This window comes from Comamonas sp. 26, assembly GCF_002754475.1.
Lineage (GTDB): Bacteria > Pseudomonadota > Gammaproteobacteria > Burkholderiales > Burkholderiaceae_C > Comamonas.
Window position 1 is genome coordinate 63,453 of sequence record NZ_PEFL01000002.1, and the last position, 19,741, is coordinate 83,193.

Genomic DNA, 19,741 nt, shown 5'->3' on the forward strand with positions numbered 1-19,741 from the left:
CGCAGAAGACTGGGCGTGACGCCTGCCTTGCTCAGATGTCGATCTCCACGGCGTCGCCGTGCAGTTCCATCAACTCGCGGCGGGCGGCGGCTTCGCCCTTGCCCATGAGCTTGGTGACGACGGCTGCAGCCTCGGCAAAGTCCAGGTGCATGAACTGCACTGCGGGCATGCGGCGTGTGTCGGGATTGAGCGTGGTTTCCCACAGCTGCTCGGCATTCATCTCGCCCAGCCCCTTAAAGCGGCTGACCTGGCATTTCTCGCGGGGCACGCCATCTTTGGCGCACTTTTCGATAATAGCTTCCAGCTCGCCTGCATCCAGCGCATAGACCTTGATGGCGGGCTTTTTGCCACGCGCAGGCACATCCACACGGAACAGCGGAGGCAGGGCCACATGAATGTGACCGGCTTCGATGAGCTTGGGGAAATGTTTGAAGAACAGCGTGAGCAGCAGCACCTGAATATGAGAGCCGTCCACGTCCGCATCACTCAAGATGCAAATCTTGCCGTAGCGCAGGCCAGTCAGGTCGGGCTCGTCATTGGGGCCATGCGGGTCCACACCAATCGCCACCGAAATATCGTGAATTTCGTTATTGGCAAACAGGCGGTCGCGGTCCACTTCCCAGGTGTTGAGCACCTTGCCGCGCAGCGGCAGGATCGCCTGAGTTTCCTTGTCGCGCCCCATCTTGGCGCTGCCGCCAGCAGAGTCACCCTCGACCAGAAACACTTCGTTGACGCTGATGTCCTTGCTTTCGCAGTCGGTCAGCTTGCCGGGCAGCACAGCCACGCCGCTGCCTTTGCGCTTCTCAACCTTCTGGCCCGCTTTCTGGCGGGTCTGGGCGGCTTTAATGGCAATCTCGGCCAGCTTTTTGCCCCAGTCCACATGCTCGTTCAGCCAGAGCTCCAGCACCGGGCGCACAAAGCCCGAGACCAGACGCACGGCATCGCGCGAGTTCAGGCGCTCCTTGATCTGGCCCTGAAACTGCGGGTCCAGCACCTTGGTGTTGAGCACATAGCTGGCGCGGGCAAACACGTCGTCAGGCATGAGCTTGACACCCTTGGGCAGCAGCGAATGCATGTCGATAAAGGCTTTGACGGCCTGAAACAGACCATCGCGCAGGCCGCTGTCATGCGTGCCGCCAGCGGTGGTGGGGATCAGATTGACATAGCTTTCGCGCAGCGGCGAGCCGTCTTCGGTAAAGGCCACGCACCATGCGGCGCCTTCGCCTTCGGCAAAGCTGTCGTTGTTTTTGTCGGCAAAGCCCTCGCCCTCAAACAAGGGAATGACGGGCTCGCCATGCAGGCTTTGCGCCAGATAGTCACGCAGACCGCCCTTGAATTGCCAAGTTTGCGTATCGCGCGTCTTTTCATTGACCAGCGTAACGGCCACGCCGGGCATGAGCACGGCTTTGCTGCGCAGCAAATGCACCAGCTCACCCATGGGCAGGGCCGAAGATTCAAAGTATTTGGCATCAGGCCAGGCGCGCACGGTGGTGCCATGCTTGCGCTCGCCGGGCTGCAGATCACGAATCTGCAGCGGCTCGATCACATCACCAGCCGAAAACACCAGCGTGGCGACCTGACCATCGCGGTGCACCGCCACTTCAAGGCGGGTAGCCAGCGCATTGGTCACCGAGACGCCCACGCCGTGCAGGCCGCCGGAGAAGCTGTAAGCCCCGCCATTGCCCTTGTCGAACTTGCCACCTGCGTGCAGACGCGTGAAGACCAGCTCCACCACGGGTGCATTTTCTTCAGGGTGCATGCCAAAGGGAATGCCGCGACCGTCGTCTTCCACGCTGTATGAGCCGTCGGCGTGTATGGTGAACTTGATCTTTTTGCCGTAACCGGCAAGCGCCTCATCGGCCGCGTTATCGAGCACCTCCTGCAATACATGCAGGGGGTTGTCGGTACGCGTGTACATGCCGGGTCGCTGTTTAACAGGCTCCAGACCCTTGAGAACGCGGATCGAGCCTTCGGAATATTCGTTGGACGGTTTGACTGCCATGGGGGCGGATTGTAGTGGCCTCTCCAGATCAACGCTGGATAAATTCACAGTTGTTTACTCCCAATACTCTTGCACAAAGCCAGAACAACTGTCTTTGGCATGTGTTTTTGCTTGCAGAGAGAGCACTATAAACCTCATCAAAACAATAGCTTACAGCGCCTGTATTCAATGGATTCCAAAGCCATTCAATTCTGAAAGCTATGAATAACAAGCGCAAAGCGCTCACTTTTTAATCAACCCTAACGCTATCGGGCACTTCCCGCCACTTCTCAGAGCAGACATCCAAGCCCCCGCTCTCGCATTCCGGCAAGTGAGCCTGCCGCGCAGGCGACGGCCAGCGTACGCGCAAAAGCAGTTGTTTCGTTAAAGTCGAGTACTGACACGCTTTTCCGCACGCACGGTATGACAACAAAGACAACACAACCATCGCTGTCCATGGCGCAGATTCTTCTGTGCGGTGGTGCCATCGTCACCCTTTCCATGGGCATACGCCATGGCTTTGGCCTGTGGCTGCAACCCATCACGCAGGATATGGGCTGGACGCGCGAAAGCTTCTCGCTGGCCATTGCCGTGCAAAACCTGTCATGGGGCATTTTGGGTATTTTTGTCGGCATTCTGGCCGACCGCATCGGTGCCTTCAAGGTGCTGATTGGCGGCTCTATTCTGTATGCGCTGGGTCTGGTCGGCATGGCGCTGTCGCCCACCAGTACGATATTTTTGCTCACTGCCGGGGTACTGATCGGTGCGGCGCAGGCCGGCACCACCTATGCCGTTATCTACGGCGTGCTGGGGCGGCAGATTCCGGTTGCACAGCGCAGCTGGGCCATGGGCGTGACGGCGGCAGCGGGTTCGTTTGGTCAGTTTTTCATGGTGCCTGTGGAGGGCGGGCTGATTGCGCAGTTCGGCTGGTCTAACGCTTTGCTGGTCCTGGCGGTGTTCGCCCTGCTGATTGCCGGTCTGGCCTTTGGCCTGCGTGAGCCTGGCTTTAGCAGCGGCACGCCCATCAAGCGCGATCAGACCGTGGGGCAGGCGCTGAAAGAGGCTTGGTCTTACCCCAGCTTTTTGCTGCTGATGGCAGGCTACTTTGTCTGCGGCTTTCAGGTCATGTTCATTGGCGTGCACATGCCCAGCTACCTCAAGGACTTCGGCATGGCGCCGCATGTGGCCAGCTACTCTCTGGCGCTGGTGGGTCTGTTCAATATCTTTGGCACCTATCTGGCAGGCAACCTGGGCCAGAAGATGCCCAAGCGCTACCTGCTGTCGGGCATTTACAGCCTTCGCTCGGTGGCCACGGTCTGCTTTTTGCTGGCTCCGCTGTCGCCCTGGTCGGTCTACATTTTCTGCGCGGCCATGGGCTTTTTGTGGCTGTCTACCGTGCCTCTGACCAATGCCACCATCGCCCAGATTTTTGGCGTGCAGCACCTGTCAATGCTGGGCGGTTTTGTGTTCTTCAGCCATCAGATCGGCAGCTTTCTGGGCGTGTGGCTGGGCGGCTATCTGTATGACATCAACGGCAACTACGACATGGTCTGGTACATCTCGATTGGGCTGGGCATCTTTGCCGCCCTGGTCAACCTGCCGGTTCGCGAAAGTGCCATTGCGCGCCCCAGCACGGCCAATGCCGCCTGAAGCCATGCAGATCAACCTCTGGCAACGCATCCTCATCTGGGCCGCCATTCTGGCGGTTCTGCTGGCCGTGTTTGCCCTGTATCTGCAACCGCAATTCATGCTCACACTGGCTGACCAAGTCTGGGCCTGCTTCTGAGCTTTGGGTGCCACCCGGCCCCGCAGTCAGGCCGGGAGAGAGCATGCACCGTATTGTGATTACCGGCGCGTCTGACGGCATTGGTGCTGAGATCGCCCTCCAGCTTGCGCAAACCCATCAAAGCCAGCTGCAACTGACACTGGCCGCGCGCAATGCAGGCAATCTGCAAGCCGTGGCCCGCCAGTGCGAGGCGCATGGCGCGCAGGTGCTGGTGCAACCCACCGATGTCTCTGTCGAAGCCCAGTGCCGCACGCTGATTGCAGAAGCCGTGCGCCGCTTTGACGGCATCGATGTGTTGATCAATAACGCCGGCATCTCAGCCCATGCTTTGCTGGAAGATGTCAGCGCCCAAGACCTGAACTGGTACGAGCAGCTGATGCGCATCAACCTCTGGGGCAGTGTGTGGTGCACCCATGCGGCACTGCCGTATCTCAAGGCCAGCAAGGGGAGCGTCGTCGCCGTGTCATCGCTGGCCGGGCTGATCGGTGTACCGGGCCGCACGGCCTACAGCGCCAGCAAATTTGCCATGACCGGTTTTTTTGAAGCACTGCGCGCCGAACTCAAACCCGCAGGCGTGAGCGTCACCACGGCCTACCCCGGCGTGGTGGCCACGCAGATTCGCAACCGAGGCTACAACGCTAAGGGCGTGGCCGCAGGCGTCAGCGGCCTGAAGGAAGACAAAGCCATGTCGGTGCAAGAATGTGCGCGCCTCATCATCCACGGCATGAACCAGCGCCAGCGCGAGGTGGTGATGGACAAGGGCAAGCTAGGCCGCTTCCTCAAACTGATTGCGCCCGGCCTAGTTGAGAACATGGCGCTGGCCGCGCTCAAAGACGATGTGAAGCCGCATTGAACCCAACCTGGCGGATTGCATCAACAGCCCCTGTCAGCCCCTTGCCGCGCGGCGCTGCTATAGTTTTTGCAAGATGACTTGCACAACACCCGACGCGATGCCTGGTGCTCAGCCCAGCACAATGCCCCTGCCCTCAACAACCGCTGCCCACGGCGCGCAAGCGCCTTCCGCATGGATTACCCGCTTCGCCCATCTGTTACGCCCGCAAGGCACGGTGCTGGATCTAGCCTGCGGCATGGGTCGCCACACCCGCTATTTTTTTGAAGCAAATCATGCTCTAACCAGCGTAGATAAATCGCAAGAAGCTACGCAATCCATAGCAGACATCGCAGAAACCATCACCGCTGATATTGAAAACGGCCCCTGGCCGCTGGCGGACCGCAGTTTCGACGGCGTGGTCATCACCAACTACCTCTGGCGCCCACTTTGGCCGCAGATTCTGGCCAGCGTCAAACCTGGCGGCGTGCTGCTGTATGAAACCTTTGGTCAGGGCAATGAGGCCTACGGCAAGCCATCGCGCCCGGATTTTTTGCTGGTCTCCGGCGAGCTGCTGCAAGTCTGTGCTGGCTGGTCCATCGTCGCCTATGAGCATGGCGTGCTGTACCAGCCCGACCGTGTGGTGCAGCGCATTGCCGCCATCAAGCCTGCTGACTCTGCGGCAACCACGGCCTTCCCTCTGCAAAGCTGACCACCATGCGCTACTACGCGCGGCTGCTTGGCAGGGGCCGGACTTCAGCAGCTGGGTTTGGCCCGGTCAGTGTCATCTGCAAGTCCATGTCGGGGTCAGGTGAAACTCAATATCGACCGGATTTATGCAACAGCACCCTTAAAGCAATGCATCGCATTGGCTGACCTTAGTTCCCTGCTGGGAAACGCTCAGCCCAGTGGCGAGCCAAATCAATACGGCGGCACACCCACACGTTGTCGTGCTTCTGAATGTGATCGAGGAAGCGCTGCAGCGCTGTAATACGGCCGGGACGGCCAAGCAGGCGGCAGTGCATGCCGATGCTCATCATCTTGGGGGCGTTGTCGCCGTTGGCGCTGCCTTCGGCATACAGGACATCGAACGTGTCCTTCAGGTACTGGTAGAAAGGATCGGCATACGAGTAACCCTGGGGCAGGGCAAAGCGCATGTCGTTGCAGTCCAGCGTGTAAGGCACGATCAGCTGGTTACGGGTGCTGCCATCGGTCTTGGCAACCTTCATCCAGAAGGGCAGGTCTTCGCCGTAGTAGTCGCTGTCGTAAGTGAAGCGGCCAGTATCGGCCACCAGGCGGTGGCTGTTGGGGCTGTCACGGCCGGTGTACCAGCCCAGGCCGTGGTCGCCGTCATGGCCGTACAGCTCTTCAAAAATTTCCACGCATTGCTGCAGATGGGCGCGCTCGATCTCTTCGGGCACGTTCTGATAGTGAATCCACTTCAGACCATGGCAGGCCACTTCGTGACCCAGCTCGTCAAAGGCCTGAGCCAGCTCGCGGTGCTTTTGCAGGGCCGTGGCAACGCCGAACACGGTCAGGGGCAGGCCGCGCTTTTCAAATTCGCGCAGGATGCGCCACACGCCGACGCGTGAGCCGTATTCATAGATGCCGTCCATGCTCATGTGGCGGTCGGGGTAGCTGGCCGGATTGAACATCTCCGACAGGAACTGCTCGCTGCCGGGGTCGCCGTGCAGCACGTGGTTCTCACCGCCTTCTTCGTAGTTCAGAACGAACTGCACAGCCACGCGGGCTTTGCCGGGCCATTGCGGATGCGGCGTGTTGCGGCCATAACCAATCAGGTCGCGGGGGTAGGAGGCGGTGGAATCGTAAATCATAGGGATACAGATGAAAGTGCCATCGACAAATCGTTCGTTGGCAGATCGCGGTCAAAGGTCAGGCCTGCTTCCACGTGGTCCAGGTGCTGCTGCATCAACAGCACCGCATGTTCGGCATCGCCTGCCGCCAGAGCGGTGACGATGTCGGAGTGCTCTTCGTGCGAATGCTCGGCCGCCGATGCAGACTGGTACATCAGCGTAATCAAGGCGCAGCGTGAAATCAGCTCCCCCAGCAGTTGTGCCAGCACTTCGTTGCCCATCAGCTCGGCCATGCGCACGTGAAAGTCGCCCAGCAGCTCGGTGCGCTGGCCAACGTCTTCGGCATCCATGGCCTTTTTTTCGGCCGCAACATGCGCTTTGAGTTTCAACAGTCTGGAGAGGTCCTGCTGCGCGGCAAAATTGCGCACCATTTCAACTTCAAGCATGCGACGAACGGCAAAGACTTGGCGTGCCTCCTCCATCGAGGGTGTGGCCACAAAGGCGCCACGCGTGGGTTCTAGCTTGATCAGTCTGTTCTGTGACGCCTGAAACAAAGCTTGGCGAACCAGGGTGCGAGAAACGCCAAAGTGATTAGCCAGTTTCTGCTCCGACAGTTTGGTGCCAGGCATCAGTCGATGTTCAACAATTGCTTTGGTAAGGCTTTCGGCAATAAAGCAAGTGAGCGAAGTTTCCATTGCTTCATCATAAATCTTGAACTCAACGCTTGTATACAACATTAATTAAGGAAAAGTAGGTGTTCTCCCTTAAGAACTATTCGAAGTTCATTGAGGTAATTGTCAGAAGTAGATCGTTAGATAGCCCACTCAGCATAATTAACTTACTCTTCTCCTTCAGCTAGCGGCAACATGATGCCTGCCGCTCAATGTTTGTGAGGGTCTATCACTGACGTGGGCGAACTCCTCCACACCTAAGACCAACGACTTAGTCATAACACGGTCGCATAAAATCCATTGAATGAGTACTCCAGTTATCACCAAAACCAAGATCGCCGAGCGTCTCATAGAGTCGATCCTGACTGCCAAGCTTCGTCCGGGAGAGAAGCTTGGTGAACAGGACATTGCGGACTTATTTCAAGTTAGTCGAACCTTGGTCCGCGAGGCATTGATGCACTTGCAGACCCGCGGGTTTGTGGAGGTCCGTTCTCGGGTGGGCTGGTATGTTGCAGAGCCTTCGTTTGAGGAGGCTCAAGAAACCTATGCAGCGAGGCGTGTCGTTGAGCCGGGCATGCTACGTGACGCCGGCAAACCCTTGCAAACAACACTGAAGCGCCTACGCAAGCACATCGCTGAAGAGCGTAAAGCCATTACCAGTGGCGATGCAGAAGCTCGCAGTTGGCTGTTGGCTGACTTTCATATTTGCTTAGCAGAGTGTCTCGGCAATAGGTTTTTGACTTCTATGATGGTCGATCTCTCTGCGCGAACGACTCTGATTTCAGATCTATATCAATCGAAAACTGAGGCCAGGGTCTTCAACGACGATCACGCAGCCATTGTTGAGGCGCTGGCAGGTGGAGACAATTTGCGGGCCGAACAATTAATGATCGATCACATTGATGCATTGGCATCACGCCTTGATGAAAGTCTGATTGGCCGTCGCGGAGCACGCAATCGACTCCGCTCCATTTTGGCTCCTGAAGACTCGTCTTCAGATAGTTAGACATGTCAGTCCTCTGCGGACTTCAAACAGGTTTAACTGCCTGATGCCTTTGACCAAATCTTCCCCCATCATTTCGAAAACGACCAAGAAGTCCTTGCGAGCAGTTTGAGGCTACCGCCTTCAGCGTGGATGCAAGCCATTGAAGCGCTCGGGCGTCCAAGCCAGTGTTGTTACTGGCTTTAATCCCAAAGGCTTGGAACCCTGGGAGGCTTCATGCAGTGCGCAGGCTCCACCTCCACCGTTGAGGAACGTCAACATTAGCTTCATCGCGAAGCCATTGGTTTGGTATTACTGTTGCGCTTGCTACCTGTGCCGGTTACTACTGTGCAGTCCGTAAGCCGTAACCGGTAGCGTTTGCGGCTGATTCAACCGGTCGATGCAATGCAACGGCTGCACATCTCATCGCCAATACAGACCAAAGAAGATCAGCGCGCGCAATCCGCCATCTATGCAAGTTACGCGAGGCTCTTGCCTTCTTGAACCTGCCACGCCCTGATCTTTCAGCGGTTCCAGCCCTTCGTAAAAATCGCTGTCACGGTCTACCCTGAATCACACTTGATCTCAAGGAAGCAGAAGCGCCTGCGCTGATTGCTTATTGACGTACTGAAATTCCTGAGAAGGGCTCAGCTTGAATGTCAGCTTACGGCAGCCCAGCAGTGTCCGCGGTGCCGATTTCAGTACGCGACCTTGTTGGTCTCTATGGCCCAGCTGTGCACACCCCAACCCAGCTTTTGTAGCAGAGCTTGTGGGCATGTTCATAGATAGATATCTGCGCAAAACAGCCATGATCAAAGCGTAGGTTCCGACACTCACTCTGAGCGGAAATGCACGCCAGAGCTTGCTGTGCCTAGTTCTGGGCGTTTGTCACCTCATCTCAAGATTGCATCGAAACGACAACCCTGCTCAATCGAACAAGGGTTCTTACTAGCGTCTTGAGTTCATGCCTTGTATACATTGCATGCATGTCAGTGATGTGTTCAAAGCTTTGCTGATCGAGCTAGCTGGAGCAGATGCTCTTGAGGCGGATTAGATTCACTTCATAGGCATCACAGCGCTTCAGCGGCAAAACATGACTGCAGGCCTACAACGCCTGCAGCCGTTAACGATAAACATGACCTACTTAGCCGAAATGAGGCCATGGCAAAGGGGCTCCACGGTGCACCCTGATGGAAGGCGACATATGAATGACCTAGTACTGGACACGCATGGCGAGTCATTAGCTTCGGGTGCTAACGCTGCCAGCCCAAAGCGAGATAAAGGTTTGCCGACCGGGGTTTCTCCGGCGCTATACAACCACGATTTGGCCCCCATCTCAAAACAGGCACGCACTTGGGGGAGCTACAGCCTCTTTACTCTTTGGGCTAACGATGTGCACAGCCTTGGCAATTACGCCTTTGCCATTGGTCTTTTCACACTCGGACTCGGGGGTCACGAGATTCTGATAGCTCTAATGCTGGGTGCAGCATTTCTGTTCGTACTGCTGTCTCTCTCGGGCTTTATGGGCACCCGTACTGGGATACCTTTTCCTGTGATGAGTCGCATCAGCTTCGGTACTCGCGGTGCGCAAATTCCAGCATTGATCCGCGGTGGGGTCGCCATTGCCTGGTTTGGCATCCAGACCTACCTAGCATCAATGGTGCTGGATGTGATGCTGATCACGCTGTTTCCGGGCTTGGAGTCGCTAAGAGAACAAGTCTTACTAGGCTTGCCGGTGCTGGGCTGGATTAGCTTCTCTATTTTGTGGATTGTACAGGTGCTCATTGCCTGCTGGGGCATGGAGAGTATTCGAAAGTACGAGGCTTTTGCAGGACCTGTAATTCTGTTCACGCTGATTGCCCTGGCAGTATGGGTTTTTTACAGCGCCAAATGGACCTTGCATTGGTCCGCTCCATTTGCGAGCAGTGGCAGAGACAAGTGGCTGCAAATTCTGGGCGCAGCTTCATTATGGGTTGCGATCTACGGCACCTTTGTACTGAATTTCTGCGATTTCACACGCGCAGCGACCTCACGCAGCGCCGTCGTGAAAGGCAATTTCTGGGGTATCCCCATCAATATGCTGATCTTCGGTTTGATCGTGGTCATCTTGACAGGAGGCCAGCTTGCTATCGATGGCACTCTGATTAAAAGCCCGATAGACATCGTTCAGAACATCCCAAACAAGCCACTGCTGATTCTGGCCAGTCTTTCACTGCTGATCTTGACTATTGCCGTGAACCTGATGGCAAATTTCGTGGCTCCGGCTCTAGCGTTGGCAAACCTCATGCCCAGACATCTGAATTTCCGTCGGGCAGCACTTGTCAGTGCAGTGCTTGGTTTCGTGATCCTGCCCTGGAACCTCTACAACTCCCCGGTGGTCATCGTCTACTTCTTGGGAGGACTGGGTTCATTTCTGGGGCCACTTTTCGGCATCGTGATGGCCGACTATTGGCTAATCCGTAAACAACGTGTGAACGTGCCTGCGCTTTATACACACGACCCTGCTGGCCCCTATCACTACCGCAATGGCATCAACCCCAAGGCAATTCAGGCTCTGATTCCGTCCTCCCTGATCGCCTTGCTCTTTGCATTCCTGCCGACGCTGCAATCACTGTCCCAGTTCTCCTGGTTCATCGCTGCCGGGCTTGGTGCCCTGTTTTATTGGATGGTTGCACCTAAAGGCCTCACCTACGAAGACCGGGATGGCGAGGCTATATCCGTAGCTTCTGCCAAACACTGAAAAGAAAGCTAAAAATCATGCGCATTTTGATCGTGAACGTGAATACCACTGAGTCGATGACCCATGCCATTGGCATGCAAGCTCAGAAAGTGGCGGCGCCAGGTACCGAGATAGTCGCGTTGACCCCTCGTTTTGGGGCCGAATCCGTTGAAGGAAATTTTGAAAGCTATCTCGCCGCGGTCGGAGTTATGGATGCAGTGATGAGCTACGACCAACCCTTTGATGCAGTCATTCAAGCCGGCTACGGCGAACATGGGCGTGAGGGACTGCAAGAGTTACTGAACGTCCCCGTGGTGGACATCACCGAAGCGGCAGCGTCCGTGGCCATGTTCCTGGGTCACAAGTACTCAGTGGTCACGACGCTGGATCGCGCCGTGCCATTGATTGAGGATCGACTCAAGTTAGCGGGTCTGGACAAGCGCTGCGCATCAGTACGTGCCAGCGGAATGGCCGTACTAGAGTTAGAGACACAACCTGACCGCGCAGTTGAAGCGATTGTTCGCCAAGCAAGCCTTGCCGTCAGTGAAGACCACGCGGAAGTCATTTGCCTCGGTTGTGGAGGTATGGCCGAGCTGGATGCCAAGATCCGTAAGCTAACTGGCGTACCGGTGGTCGATGGGGTCGCAGCTGCCGTGACCATTGCCGAGTCACTGGTACGGCTTGGCCTGAGCACATCCAAAGTCCGAACCTATGCACCGCCCCGCAGCAAGCGCGTGACAGGCTTCCCATTCACTAGGGTCTGTTGAGATTTGATCCCCGGGCCCAGAACACCATCACCATTGCGCTGTGATGCGATACGTTTTGACAGATAAACAATGGACTCAGATGAGCCCATTGTTTATGCAAGGTTGGAGACAGAGGCCGAAGCTGCAGCAACAACCGCTGGTTCTTGGAAGCGGTGCTTTGGATCGTACGTACCGGTAGCCCTTGGCAAGACTTGCCCCTCTGTAAAGATATTGGCACTGACACACGCCCTTGGAAATTTGATTCGATTCGTTTTGCGACCAAGCCAACGGCACGACCTCCAAGGCGTGGTGCTACTGGGCAAAGATTGGCCTGCAGGTGTTGCTGGCAGACAAAGCGTTCGATGCAGACTGGCTCAAGCAACGCTTGCTGGCACAGAATTGCTAGGCTGTGGTTGTACAAAAGTCCAATTGGCGAGCCCATGGGCGATTGATACGGAGGTCTACAAGTGGCGGCACCTGATCGAGAATTTCTTTTGCAAGCGCGAGGAGTTCAAGCGCATTGCAATGTGGAGCGATAAGACAGGCAGCAGCTTCGCTGCTGTAATTAGGTTGGCGTCTGCTGTGATGACCTCACGCTAAATCTCAGATGACTCCCATGCTGATACGTCCAATGAGAGGTGACTCACAGACATTGCTGAGTTCCAGATTCCTGTTGCAGTGAGGACCTCCCACTAGCAATGGCAAGATGGCTCTCGAGGACCATGATGAAGGTTGGCTCGCTCGATGTCTCGCAAAGGGTCCTCGCCAGGCAATGCTGCATAAGAAGGCTTATTGGGGAAGCTGAAAATGAAGCAGCTCTATCTCAGCAACTGGCGATCAACAACGATTGAGCAGTTCATTGAAGCTATCGATACTCACATTCATTGATATAACGGAAAACATATCAAGGCATATCTGGTGCGTTTAAATCCTGTGGAATACCGGCAAAAATTTGGTCTAGCCGCATAAAGCCAGTCCAAGCTTTTATCCACCCCTTGATGTTTGCTGCATCTCGCATCAGCGCCAAGTTAAAAAAGTGAGCTGCTCGCGCTTATGGTGAAAAGGCCAGAGGCTGAAATAGTCATGTTTTCTATCAAAACTTCAGCCTTAGCTCAACTGCCGCAGTTACATCAACGCATGACGCAGACTACGCATGCAGCCCAAGATGCCTCGGTAAGCATGCATGCTGTCTAAAAAAGCAGCACTTCAAGCAACCAATATGACGCACGGTAATTCAATATTTCGTCACTTCGTCATTTATCAGCAACACTTTGACTAAAACAGAGTTTTGCTCGACACTGTTTACCGTAAACCACTGCAGGGACCCTGTCCCTGTTTGTAGAATTCATTTTTCCCGTTTCTGATTGCGGATATGACATCACCCTCCGTCGCCCTCACTGGCAGCATTGTTGCCCTCATTACGCCCATGCTCGAAGACGGTAGCGTCGACTACCCGTCGCTGCGCAAACTCATCGACTGGCATGTGGCCGAAGGCACCAGCTGCATCGGTGTGGTCGGCACGACTGGTGAGTCGCCCACCGTCAATGTTGAAGAGCACCGCGAAATCATTCGCGTCTCCGTCGAGCAAGCCGCAGGCCGCGTCTCCATCATGGCCGGCTGCGGTGCCAACAGCACACACGAAGCGATTGAGCTGGCCAAATACGCCAAATCGGTTGGCGCAGACAGCCAGCTGCAGGTGGTCCCCTACTACAACAAGCCCACACAGGAAGGCCAGTACCAGCACTTCAAGGCCATTGCCGAAGCCACTGGTGACCTGCCCGTGATCCTCTACAACGTGCCCGGCCGCTCGGTCGCAGACATGCAGCACGACACTGTGCTGCGTCTGGCTCAGGTCCCCGGCATCATCGGTATCAAGGAAGCCACTGGCAACATCGAGCGCGCTCAGTGGCTGATCCGTGATGTGCCCGCAGGCTTTGGCGTTTACTCCGGCGATGACCCCACAGCAGTGGCTCTGATGCTGTGCGGCGGTCACGGCAACATCAGCGTGACAGCCAACGTGGCTCCTCGCCTGATGAGCGAGCTGTGCAAGGCTGCCATGGCTGGCGATATCAAGCGCGCCATGGAAATCCAGTTCAAGCTGATGCCTCTGCACAAGAGCCTGTTTGTGGAAGCCAATCCCATTCCGGTGAAATGGGCAGCAGCCCGCATGGGTTTGTGCGCCCCCACCATGCGCCTGCCCATGACCCCTTTGAGTAAGGAATATGAAGCGCTTGTCGAGGGTGCTCTCAGTAAAGTTGGCATTCTCTGACTGAGTTGCGCTAAGCTAGCGGTTTTTCGCATTTAGCTTGAACCGCTACCCAAGGACAATCCGCGTGAAACAACAAACAGCACGTTTGGGCTTGCTCAGCATCGCACTGGGTCTTTCTGCCTGCTCGACCACGTTCCAAGAGACCAAGATTGACTACAAGAGCGCGGGCAAGAACCAAGCTCCTTCTCTTGAAGTCCCTCCTGATCTGACGCAGCTGTCGCAAGACTCGCGCTACAACGTCCCTGGTGGCGTTGTGTCCGCAGCTGCCATGCAGGCTAATGCCAAGGCTGCAAAGCCTGCCGATAACAGCACAGCAGCCAACAAGATTGGCGACGTCCGCATTGAGCGCGACGGCGCCGAGCACTGGCTGGTGGTGGACCGTGCTGCCGACAAGCTCTGGGAACCTACCCGTGACTTCTGGCTGGAAAACGGTTTCATCTACGCGATGGAAGATCGCCAGCTGGGCATTCTGGAAACAGACTGGGCCGAAAACCGCGCCAAGCTGCCGCAAGACATCATCCGCAAGAGCCTGGGCAAGGTGTTCGATTCGCTCTACTCCACCAGCGAGCGAGACAAGTTCCGCACCCGCCTGGAGCGTGAAGCCGATGGCAAGACCCGCATCTATGTCACACACCGTGGCATGCAAGAGGTCTACACCAGCGAGCGCAAGGACAACACCATCTGGCAGCCTCGCCCTCGCGATCCTGAGCTGGAAACAGAATTCCTGCGCCGCATCATGGTCAAGCTGGGCGTGAGCGAAGAACAGGCATCTGCTGTGGCCAAGGCTGACAAGTCTGCCGCCGTCGCTTCGAGCAACGCGCGCATGGACACCGTCAACGGCGTTCCTACCCTGCAGCTGGACGAAGGCTTCGAGCGCGCCTGGCGCCGCGTGGGCGTGGCGCTGGATCGCACCGGCTTCACCGTGGAAGACCGCGACCGCAGCCGCGGCATCTACTTTGTGCGTTATGTCGATCCAAACGCCAAGCCAGAAAGCAAGGGCTTCTTCAGCAAGATCTTCAGCCAAGGTAAGGAAGCTGCTGCCCCCGCCAAGTACCAGATTCAGGTCAAGGGGGAAGGCAACAAGTCTCAGGTCAGCGTTCTGAACGAACAAGGCCAGCCAGACAGCAGCGCTAACAGCCAGCGCATTGTGCGCATCATCACAGATGATCTGAAGTAAAGAGCGCTGCACACCATACAAAAGCCACCAGGCTCGGCTCTGGTGGCTTTTTTCATGTCCGAGCGAATCGAACTTCGGCTTGGGGGCTGCAAGGCTCATGACGCGCTTGCCCGTCAGAATCCGCCCAAGTGCAGGTGCAGACCTTGTATGTCGACAGGCATCCGCAGCTCGAAAATCGGCTGCGAAATTCAGACGTAAAAAAACCGCACTCAGGTGCGGTTTTTTCATGCTTGAGGCCTAGGCCTCAAGCTGGCTGATGCAGCGAATTACTTGGCAGCAGGAGCTTCAGCGGCGGGAGCAGCGTCAGCGGCTGGGGCAGCAGGAGCAGCGTCAGCGGCTGGGGCAGCAGGAGCGTCAGCGGCAGGAGCAGCAGCATCAGCGGCGGGAGCAGCAGGCACTTCAGCAGCAGGTGCAGGAGCAGCAGGAGCTTCCACAGCAGGAGCGGGAGCAGCAGGAGCTTCTTCCTTCTTACCGCAAGCAGCCAGAGCAGCAGCAGCAATCACAGTAGCCAGAATCAGAGAGTTCTTCATGACAGTTTCCTAGTTGGAGGTTCAGCAGACAGTATGCAGATTGCCATTACGGTCAGCTTTTTGCAGCTATTGATCGCTATGGCAGATCAGGTCAAACGATAAATTCGACTCAGCACGCATTATAGGTAGATTTGATCATTACTGACTAACACTGACAGCAACTAAACAAATCTGCACAAATCGGTGCGTTTCTTATTTACCGGGCAAGCCTTGGCTTGCCATGGAACACACTGTGATCCATAAATTCTTTCCTGTCAATTCCCTGACAAAGCTTTCATAAAGATTTACACAACCAGTACAAAGCCTCGTCAGATCAGCAGGAACCCATAGAGGGTATCCCCGTAACTTAGCACGGAGCCAGTTACAAGTCCACCCTCAAATCAATCGCCTGAGCGAACCCAGCCTGCATCAAACCACGATGACAGCAGCTCCAGCGCATCATCGCTGGCGCTTGCCAGGTCCTTGCGAGACAGCATCCGTGTGTCCGCCAACTTGCGCATCAGCGTGGCATCGCGGCCACCGGCCAGATAGCTTTCACCGTTGATGAAGATGTGCTTGGCGTCATACATCATGCGGGTGCGGCGATCGAGCACAACGCTTTCGAACATGCCGTTTTCATCGCCATGCTCGAACCAGACATTGGGCTTGGGGTCCGACAGGTACTCACCCAGAGCACGTTCCAGCGCCAGCGGCTCGGCCAGCGCTTTTTGCAGAGCTTCGCGGGCAAAGTCATACATGCCAGCCGGAATTTCAGCGGGGTTGCTGACCGCTTCCTGCTTGGGGTCACGGTAGATGACGGGGTTTTCTGGTTCATCAGGCTCGTCAGACATGCGCAGCAGAAGCTCGCGACCCATCTCGCCACGGTCAGGCGAACGGAAGCCGATGGAGTACGTCATGCACTCGCCTTCGGCCACGCCGTCATGCGCCCACTTGGGCGGCAGGTACAGCATGTCACCGGGCTCCAGCACAAACTCTTCTTCGGGCTCGAAGTTCGCAAGAATCTTCAAAGGCTTGTCTTCCTGCAGCGACAAATCTTTCTGGCGACCAATGCGCCAGCGACGCTTTCCATGGGCTTGCAGCAGGAACACGTCATAGCTGTCAAAGTGCGGACCCACGCCGCCCTTGTCCGTCGCAAAACTGATCATCAGATCATCCAGACGCGCTTCAGGCACAAAGCGGAACTGCTGCAGCAACTCATGCGCCTTGTCGTCATGCATGTCCACACCCTGCACCAGCACCGACCAGCCCGGCTTGGTGAGCGGGGGCAGGCTGCGGCGGGACAAGGGGCCGTGGCTCAGCTTCCAGTTGTCACCGTCAAGCTGCTGAATCAGGCGCGACTCCACACCTTCTTCACCGGCCATGGCCAGCAGGCGAGCACGCGGGATAGGTGCTTTAAAGCCGGGAATGGCTTGACGCACCAGCAAAGGCTTTTTATGCCAATGCTTGCGCATGAATTGGGAAGCGGTGAGCCCGCCGAGCAAGGCGAGTGGCGTGTTGATGTCCATGGAAATACGGTCCTGCTTTTCTAAGCGATAGCCTGCATTGTCCTATAGCCCCCAATAACGCCGGTCAGCGCAGATCAATGACCAAGCGATCGAGCGCAAGATCAAGCGCGCACTGGACCCGGATGGCATTCTGGTGCCGGGAAAAGAGGGATTGATATCTAACCTACTGCGGCACTTTTGTGCGTCCGCAGCTCTTTCTTTGATAGCTGCTCACGATTGATAGTTAAGCGCTACAGGCCTGTTTGGCATTTAGTTCAGCAGATGACTCGTCGCAAGTCCGGCCCTGAACTGCACCGGCGTCTGCCCCGTGTGCTGCTTGAACAAGCGGCTCAGATGCGCGCCGCTGGCAAAGCCGCAGGCCAGCGCCAGCTCGGTCAGCGTGCAGTGCTGGTTGGCCAGTTTGCGCACATCTTGCTGAAACAGCGCAATGCGCTGGGCCCAGACATACTGGTTGATGCTCAGCTCGTCATCGGCAAAGGCGTTATAGAGATGGCGCTTGCTGCAGTTGAGCGCAGCGGCCATGCCATCGGCAGACAAGCCCGGGTCACGCAGATGCTGGCGCACATAAGCCCTGATGCGGCTGTTGAGCAGCTCGCTGGCGCTCAACGTTGAGGCACGGCCACAAGCATCTAGAAGAGACAGCTGAATGAGCTGCACCAGCGAATCCGTCACATGCTGGGCCACGCCCTGCCCCATCACTCGATATTCGGCAAACATGCCACGCATCATGTCCAGCGCGATGCGCGAAACGCCTTCGGTGCCGCCCACATAGCTGCCCATCAGCGCATCCACGGCGCGGCCATGCTCGGCAAAGCGGCTTTTGGGCAGGGTGATGATCAGGTGCTCGCACCACTCGGGGTTGAGGACTTCGTATTCCTGCGTGCTGTCGTAGATCAGCCATTGGCCGCTGCGTGCATGGGCCTGGCGGCCTTTCTGGCAGACGCTGGCCGTGCCTTGCCAGGGGGCAACGATCTTGAGGAAGTCCGTGCTGTGACTGGCCATGCTGGCCGAGGTACGCCGTACACGGTGACGGCTGGCCTCTATCTTGGTCATGCCCACGGCGCCCAGCTCAAAGGTGTTCAGACGCGCCGAGAACTGCTGGTCGTCATAGACATCGCTTTCAAGCCCATACAGCGATGACATCCAGTGCTGCCATGCACCAATGGCCTGCTTGCCTTGCATCTCTGTCGTCTGATAAGCGGCGGTGGCTTGGGGCATGCGGGCTCCTCGGTCGTAAACAACATTCTCCCTGCACGTAACAGGATGCTTCATTATCCATAGCAGCCTGCACACCCTCTTTCTCGCGCCCAGCGTTGCACAGGGAAATTGGTGTTTACCCAGAGAGGCCTGCACGGCCAGACAAGACTTTGTGCACACCCAGACAAACCCCTGCTGCGCTGTTTTCCTACGATGGGTAAAAACCGGGTTCAGAGCATATTGCCGACCTGGGAACCGGAACCATCCACACAGGAGACAAGCATGAATCTCAGCAACAAGCGCTTTATTCTCAAGAGCCTGGTCGCCGCTACCGCGCTGGCCGGTCTGGGCGGCGCGGCTCTGGCGCAAGAGGCACCCAAGTCCATCCGCATCGGCTGGGCCATTGCCAAGACCGGCATCAACGCGGGTGGCACCTCCGTCACCACCGCGCCCAACTACAAGCTCTGGGTCAAGGAGATCAATGACGCAGGCGGCATCATGCTCAAAGCCTACAACAAGCGGGTGCCGGTTGAAGTCATTGAGTACGACGACCGCTCCAGCACTGAAGAAGCGGTGCGCGCCACTGAGCGCCTGATCACGCAGGACAAGGTGGACTTTGTGCTGCCACCGTGGAGCACAGGCTCCAACCTCGCCGTCGGCCCCACCTACGAAAAGCACAAGTACCCGCTGCTGGCAGCCACTGCGGTGACCGACAAGGCACCCGAGCTGGCCAAGCGCTGGAAGCACGCTTTCTTCTTCCTGGGCACTGGCGGCGAGTACGCCGAGGACCTGGTCGCCATGCTGGAAAAGGCCAAGAAGGAAGGCAAGATCAACAACAAGATCGCCATGATCAACATCGCCGACGGCTTTGGCGTGGAGCTGGCCAATGCCACGCGCAAGGCGGCCAAGCAGCATGGCTTTGAGCTGGTGTACGACAAGAGCTACCCCATAGGCACGCAGGACATGACGCCCGTCATTAATGAAGCCAAGGGCAAGGGTGCAGACACCTTCGTCGCCTACTCCTACCCGCCCGACACCATGCTCATCAATGAGCAAGCCAAGACACTGGGCCTGACACCCAAGGTGCTGTTTACCGGCGTGGGCACGCAGTTTCCCATGTTCAAGGGCAAGTTTGGCGCGGCGGCTGAAGGCGTGATGGCCCCCGGCGGCATCGACGCCAGCAACCCGCAGATGCAGGCCTATCTGAAGCGCTTCAAGGAAGTCACGGGCCAAGAGTCGGACCGCTTTGCCAGCCCCATCGTCTACACCTCGCTGCAGATGCTGCAGCAGTCGATTGAGCGCGTGGGCAAGATCGACCGCGCCGCCGTGACCCAGGAACTCAAGACCGGCAGCTTCGACACCGTGCTGGGCAACGTGAAGCTGGAAGGCCAGATGCTGACCAAGCTCTGGCATGTGGGCCAATGGCAGAACGGTGAGTTCAATGCGATTGCGCCGACTACACGGGCGGGGGTTAAACCTGCGGTAATCCCCCGCAGCTCCCCCTGAGGCGCTACGCGCCTTCCCCCTCTCTCGCT

General features: G+C 56.9%; 16 protein-coding genes and 2 pseudogenes. 12 read left to right on the plus strand and 6 right to left on the minus strand.

What is annotated here, in order from left to right; translation table 11 throughout:
• Positions 1–31 precede the first annotated feature (31 nt).
• Complete coding sequence (locus CLU84_RS14845; RefSeq protein ID WP_099738080.1) at positions 32–2,002, minus strand: DNA topoisomerase IV subunit B; 1,971 nt, start codon at positions 2,000–2,002, stop codon at positions 32–34.
• Positions 2,003–2,404: 402 nt separating this feature from the next.
• On the opposite strand from CLU84_RS14845, the gene CLU84_RS14850 reads away from it, so the two are divergent.
• The 4 genes from CLU84_RS14850 to CLU84_RS14860 all read left to right on the plus strand — a co-directional run bounded on the left by CLU84_RS14850 (position 2,405) and on the right by CLU84_RS14860 (position 5,308).
• The gene (locus tag CLU84_RS14850; RefSeq protein WP_233210204.1) at positions 2,405–3,631 is read left to right on the plus strand and encodes an MFS transporter; all 1,227 of its coding nucleotides are present in this window, start codon (positions 2,405–2,407) and stop codon (positions 3,629–3,631) included.
• A gap of 4 nt (positions 3,632–3,635) precedes the next feature.
• Positions 3,636–3,767, plus strand: a complete 132-nt coding sequence (locus CLU84_RS22575; protein WP_255409127.1) for a hypothetical protein — start codon at positions 3,636–3,638, stop codon at positions 3,765–3,767.
• Between the two features lie 43 nt (positions 3,768–3,810).
• Entirely contained in the window at positions 3,811–4,620 is an 810-nt protein-coding gene (locus CLU84_RS14855; RefSeq protein WP_099738082.1) for an SDR family oxidoreductase, read from the plus strand.
• Positions 4,621–4,717: 97 nt separating this feature from the next.
• Positions 4,718–5,308, plus strand: a complete 591-nt coding sequence (locus CLU84_RS14860) for a bifunctional 2-polyprenyl-6-hydroxyphenol methylase/3-demethylubiquinol 3-O-methyltransferase UbiG (RefSeq protein WP_199173794.1) — start codon at positions 4,718–4,720, stop codon at positions 5,306–5,308.
• Positions 5,309–5,474: 166 nt separating this feature from the next.
• Here the strand turns inward: CLU84_RS14860 and puuE are convergent, their stop codons facing one another.
• Together puuE and CLU84_RS14870 are read right to left on the minus strand one after the other, a co-directional pair.
• Positions 5,475–6,431, minus strand: a complete 957-nt coding sequence (gene puuE / locus CLU84_RS14865) for an allantoinase PuuE (RefSeq protein WP_099738084.1) — start codon at positions 6,429–6,431, stop codon at positions 5,475–5,477.
• Positions 6,428–7,105, minus strand: coding sequence for a GntR family transcriptional regulator (locus CLU84_RS14870; RefSeq protein ID WP_099739033.1), 678 nt, complete (start codon positions 7,103–7,105; stop codon positions 6,428–6,430). The genes puuE and CLU84_RS14870 overlap by 4 nt, the downstream gene beginning before the upstream one ends.
• 280 nt (positions 7,106–7,385) lie before the next feature.
• Here CLU84_RS14870 and CLU84_RS14875 point away from each other — a divergent pair, with 280 nt between their 5' ends.
• From CLU84_RS14875 to bamC, 7 genes and pseudogenes are all read left to right on the plus strand, one after another.
• Complete coding sequence (locus tag CLU84_RS14875) at positions 7,386–8,087, plus strand: GntR family transcriptional regulator (protein WP_099738085.1); 702 nt, start codon at positions 7,386–7,388, stop codon at positions 8,085–8,087.
• Between the two features lie 1,180 nt (positions 8,088–9,267).
• Positions 9,268–10,803 carry an NCS1 family nucleobase:cation symporter-1 gene (locus tag CLU84_RS14880; RefSeq protein ID WP_099738086.1) on the plus strand — a complete coding sequence of 512 codons (1,536 nt, stop codon included), beginning with the start codon at positions 9,268–9,270 and terminating at the stop codon, positions 10,801–10,803.
• Positions 10,804–10,820: 17 nt separating this feature from the next.
• The gene (locus CLU84_RS14885) at positions 10,821–11,549 is read left to right on the plus strand and encodes an aspartate/glutamate racemase family protein (RefSeq protein WP_099738087.1); all 729 of its coding nucleotides are present in this window, start codon (positions 10,821–10,823) and stop codon (positions 11,547–11,549) included.
• 98 nt (positions 11,550–11,647) lie between these two features.
• A pseudogene (locus tag CLU84_RS22705) lies at positions 11,648–11,746 on the plus strand (transposase); the annotation flags it as partial.
• Positions 11,747–12,257: 511 nt separating this feature from the next.
• Positions 12,258–12,497: pseudogene (locus CLU84_RS22710) on the plus strand (IS3 family transposase); the annotation flags it as partial.
• Positions 12,498–12,900: 403 nt separating this feature from the next.
• Positions 12,901–13,797, plus strand: coding sequence for a 4-hydroxy-tetrahydrodipicolinate synthase (gene dapA / locus CLU84_RS14895; protein ID WP_099738088.1), 897 nt, complete (start codon positions 12,901–12,903; stop codon positions 13,795–13,797).
• A gap of 64 nt (positions 13,798–13,861) precedes the next feature.
• Positions 13,862–14,974, plus strand: coding sequence for an outer membrane protein assembly factor BamC (gene bamC / locus CLU84_RS14900; protein WP_099738089.1), 1,113 nt, complete (start codon positions 13,862–13,864; stop codon positions 14,972–14,974).
• Positions 14,975–15,240: 266 nt separating this feature from the next.
• On the opposite strand, the gene CLU84_RS14905 is transcribed toward bamC, so the two are convergent.
• The 3 genes from CLU84_RS14905 to CLU84_RS14915 form a co-directional block, all read right to left on the minus strand.
• A complete protein-coding gene (locus CLU84_RS14905) occupies positions 15,241–15,504 on the minus strand; it encodes a hypothetical protein (protein WP_099738090.1) in 264 nt (87 codons plus the stop codon).
• A gap of 380 nt (positions 15,505–15,884) precedes the next feature.
• Positions 15,885–17,009: a cupin domain-containing protein gene (locus tag CLU84_RS14910; RefSeq protein WP_099738091.1), complete on the minus strand. Its 1,125-nt coding sequence runs from the start codon at positions 17,007–17,009 to the stop codon at positions 15,885–15,887.
• A 249-nt stretch (positions 17,010–17,258) separates the two neighbouring features.
• Positions 17,259–18,227, minus strand: a complete 969-nt coding sequence (locus tag CLU84_RS14915; RefSeq protein WP_099738092.1) for a helix-turn-helix domain-containing protein — start codon at positions 18,225–18,227, stop codon at positions 17,259–17,261.
• 261 nt (positions 18,228–18,488) lie between these two features.
• Between CLU84_RS14915 and CLU84_RS14920 the strand changes: the two genes are divergently transcribed.
• Complete coding sequence (locus CLU84_RS14920) at positions 18,489–19,712, plus strand: amino acid ABC transporter substrate-binding protein (RefSeq protein WP_099738093.1); 1,224 nt, start codon at positions 18,489–18,491, stop codon at positions 19,710–19,712.
• The last annotated feature ends 29 nt before the right edge of the window (positions 19,713–19,741 follow it).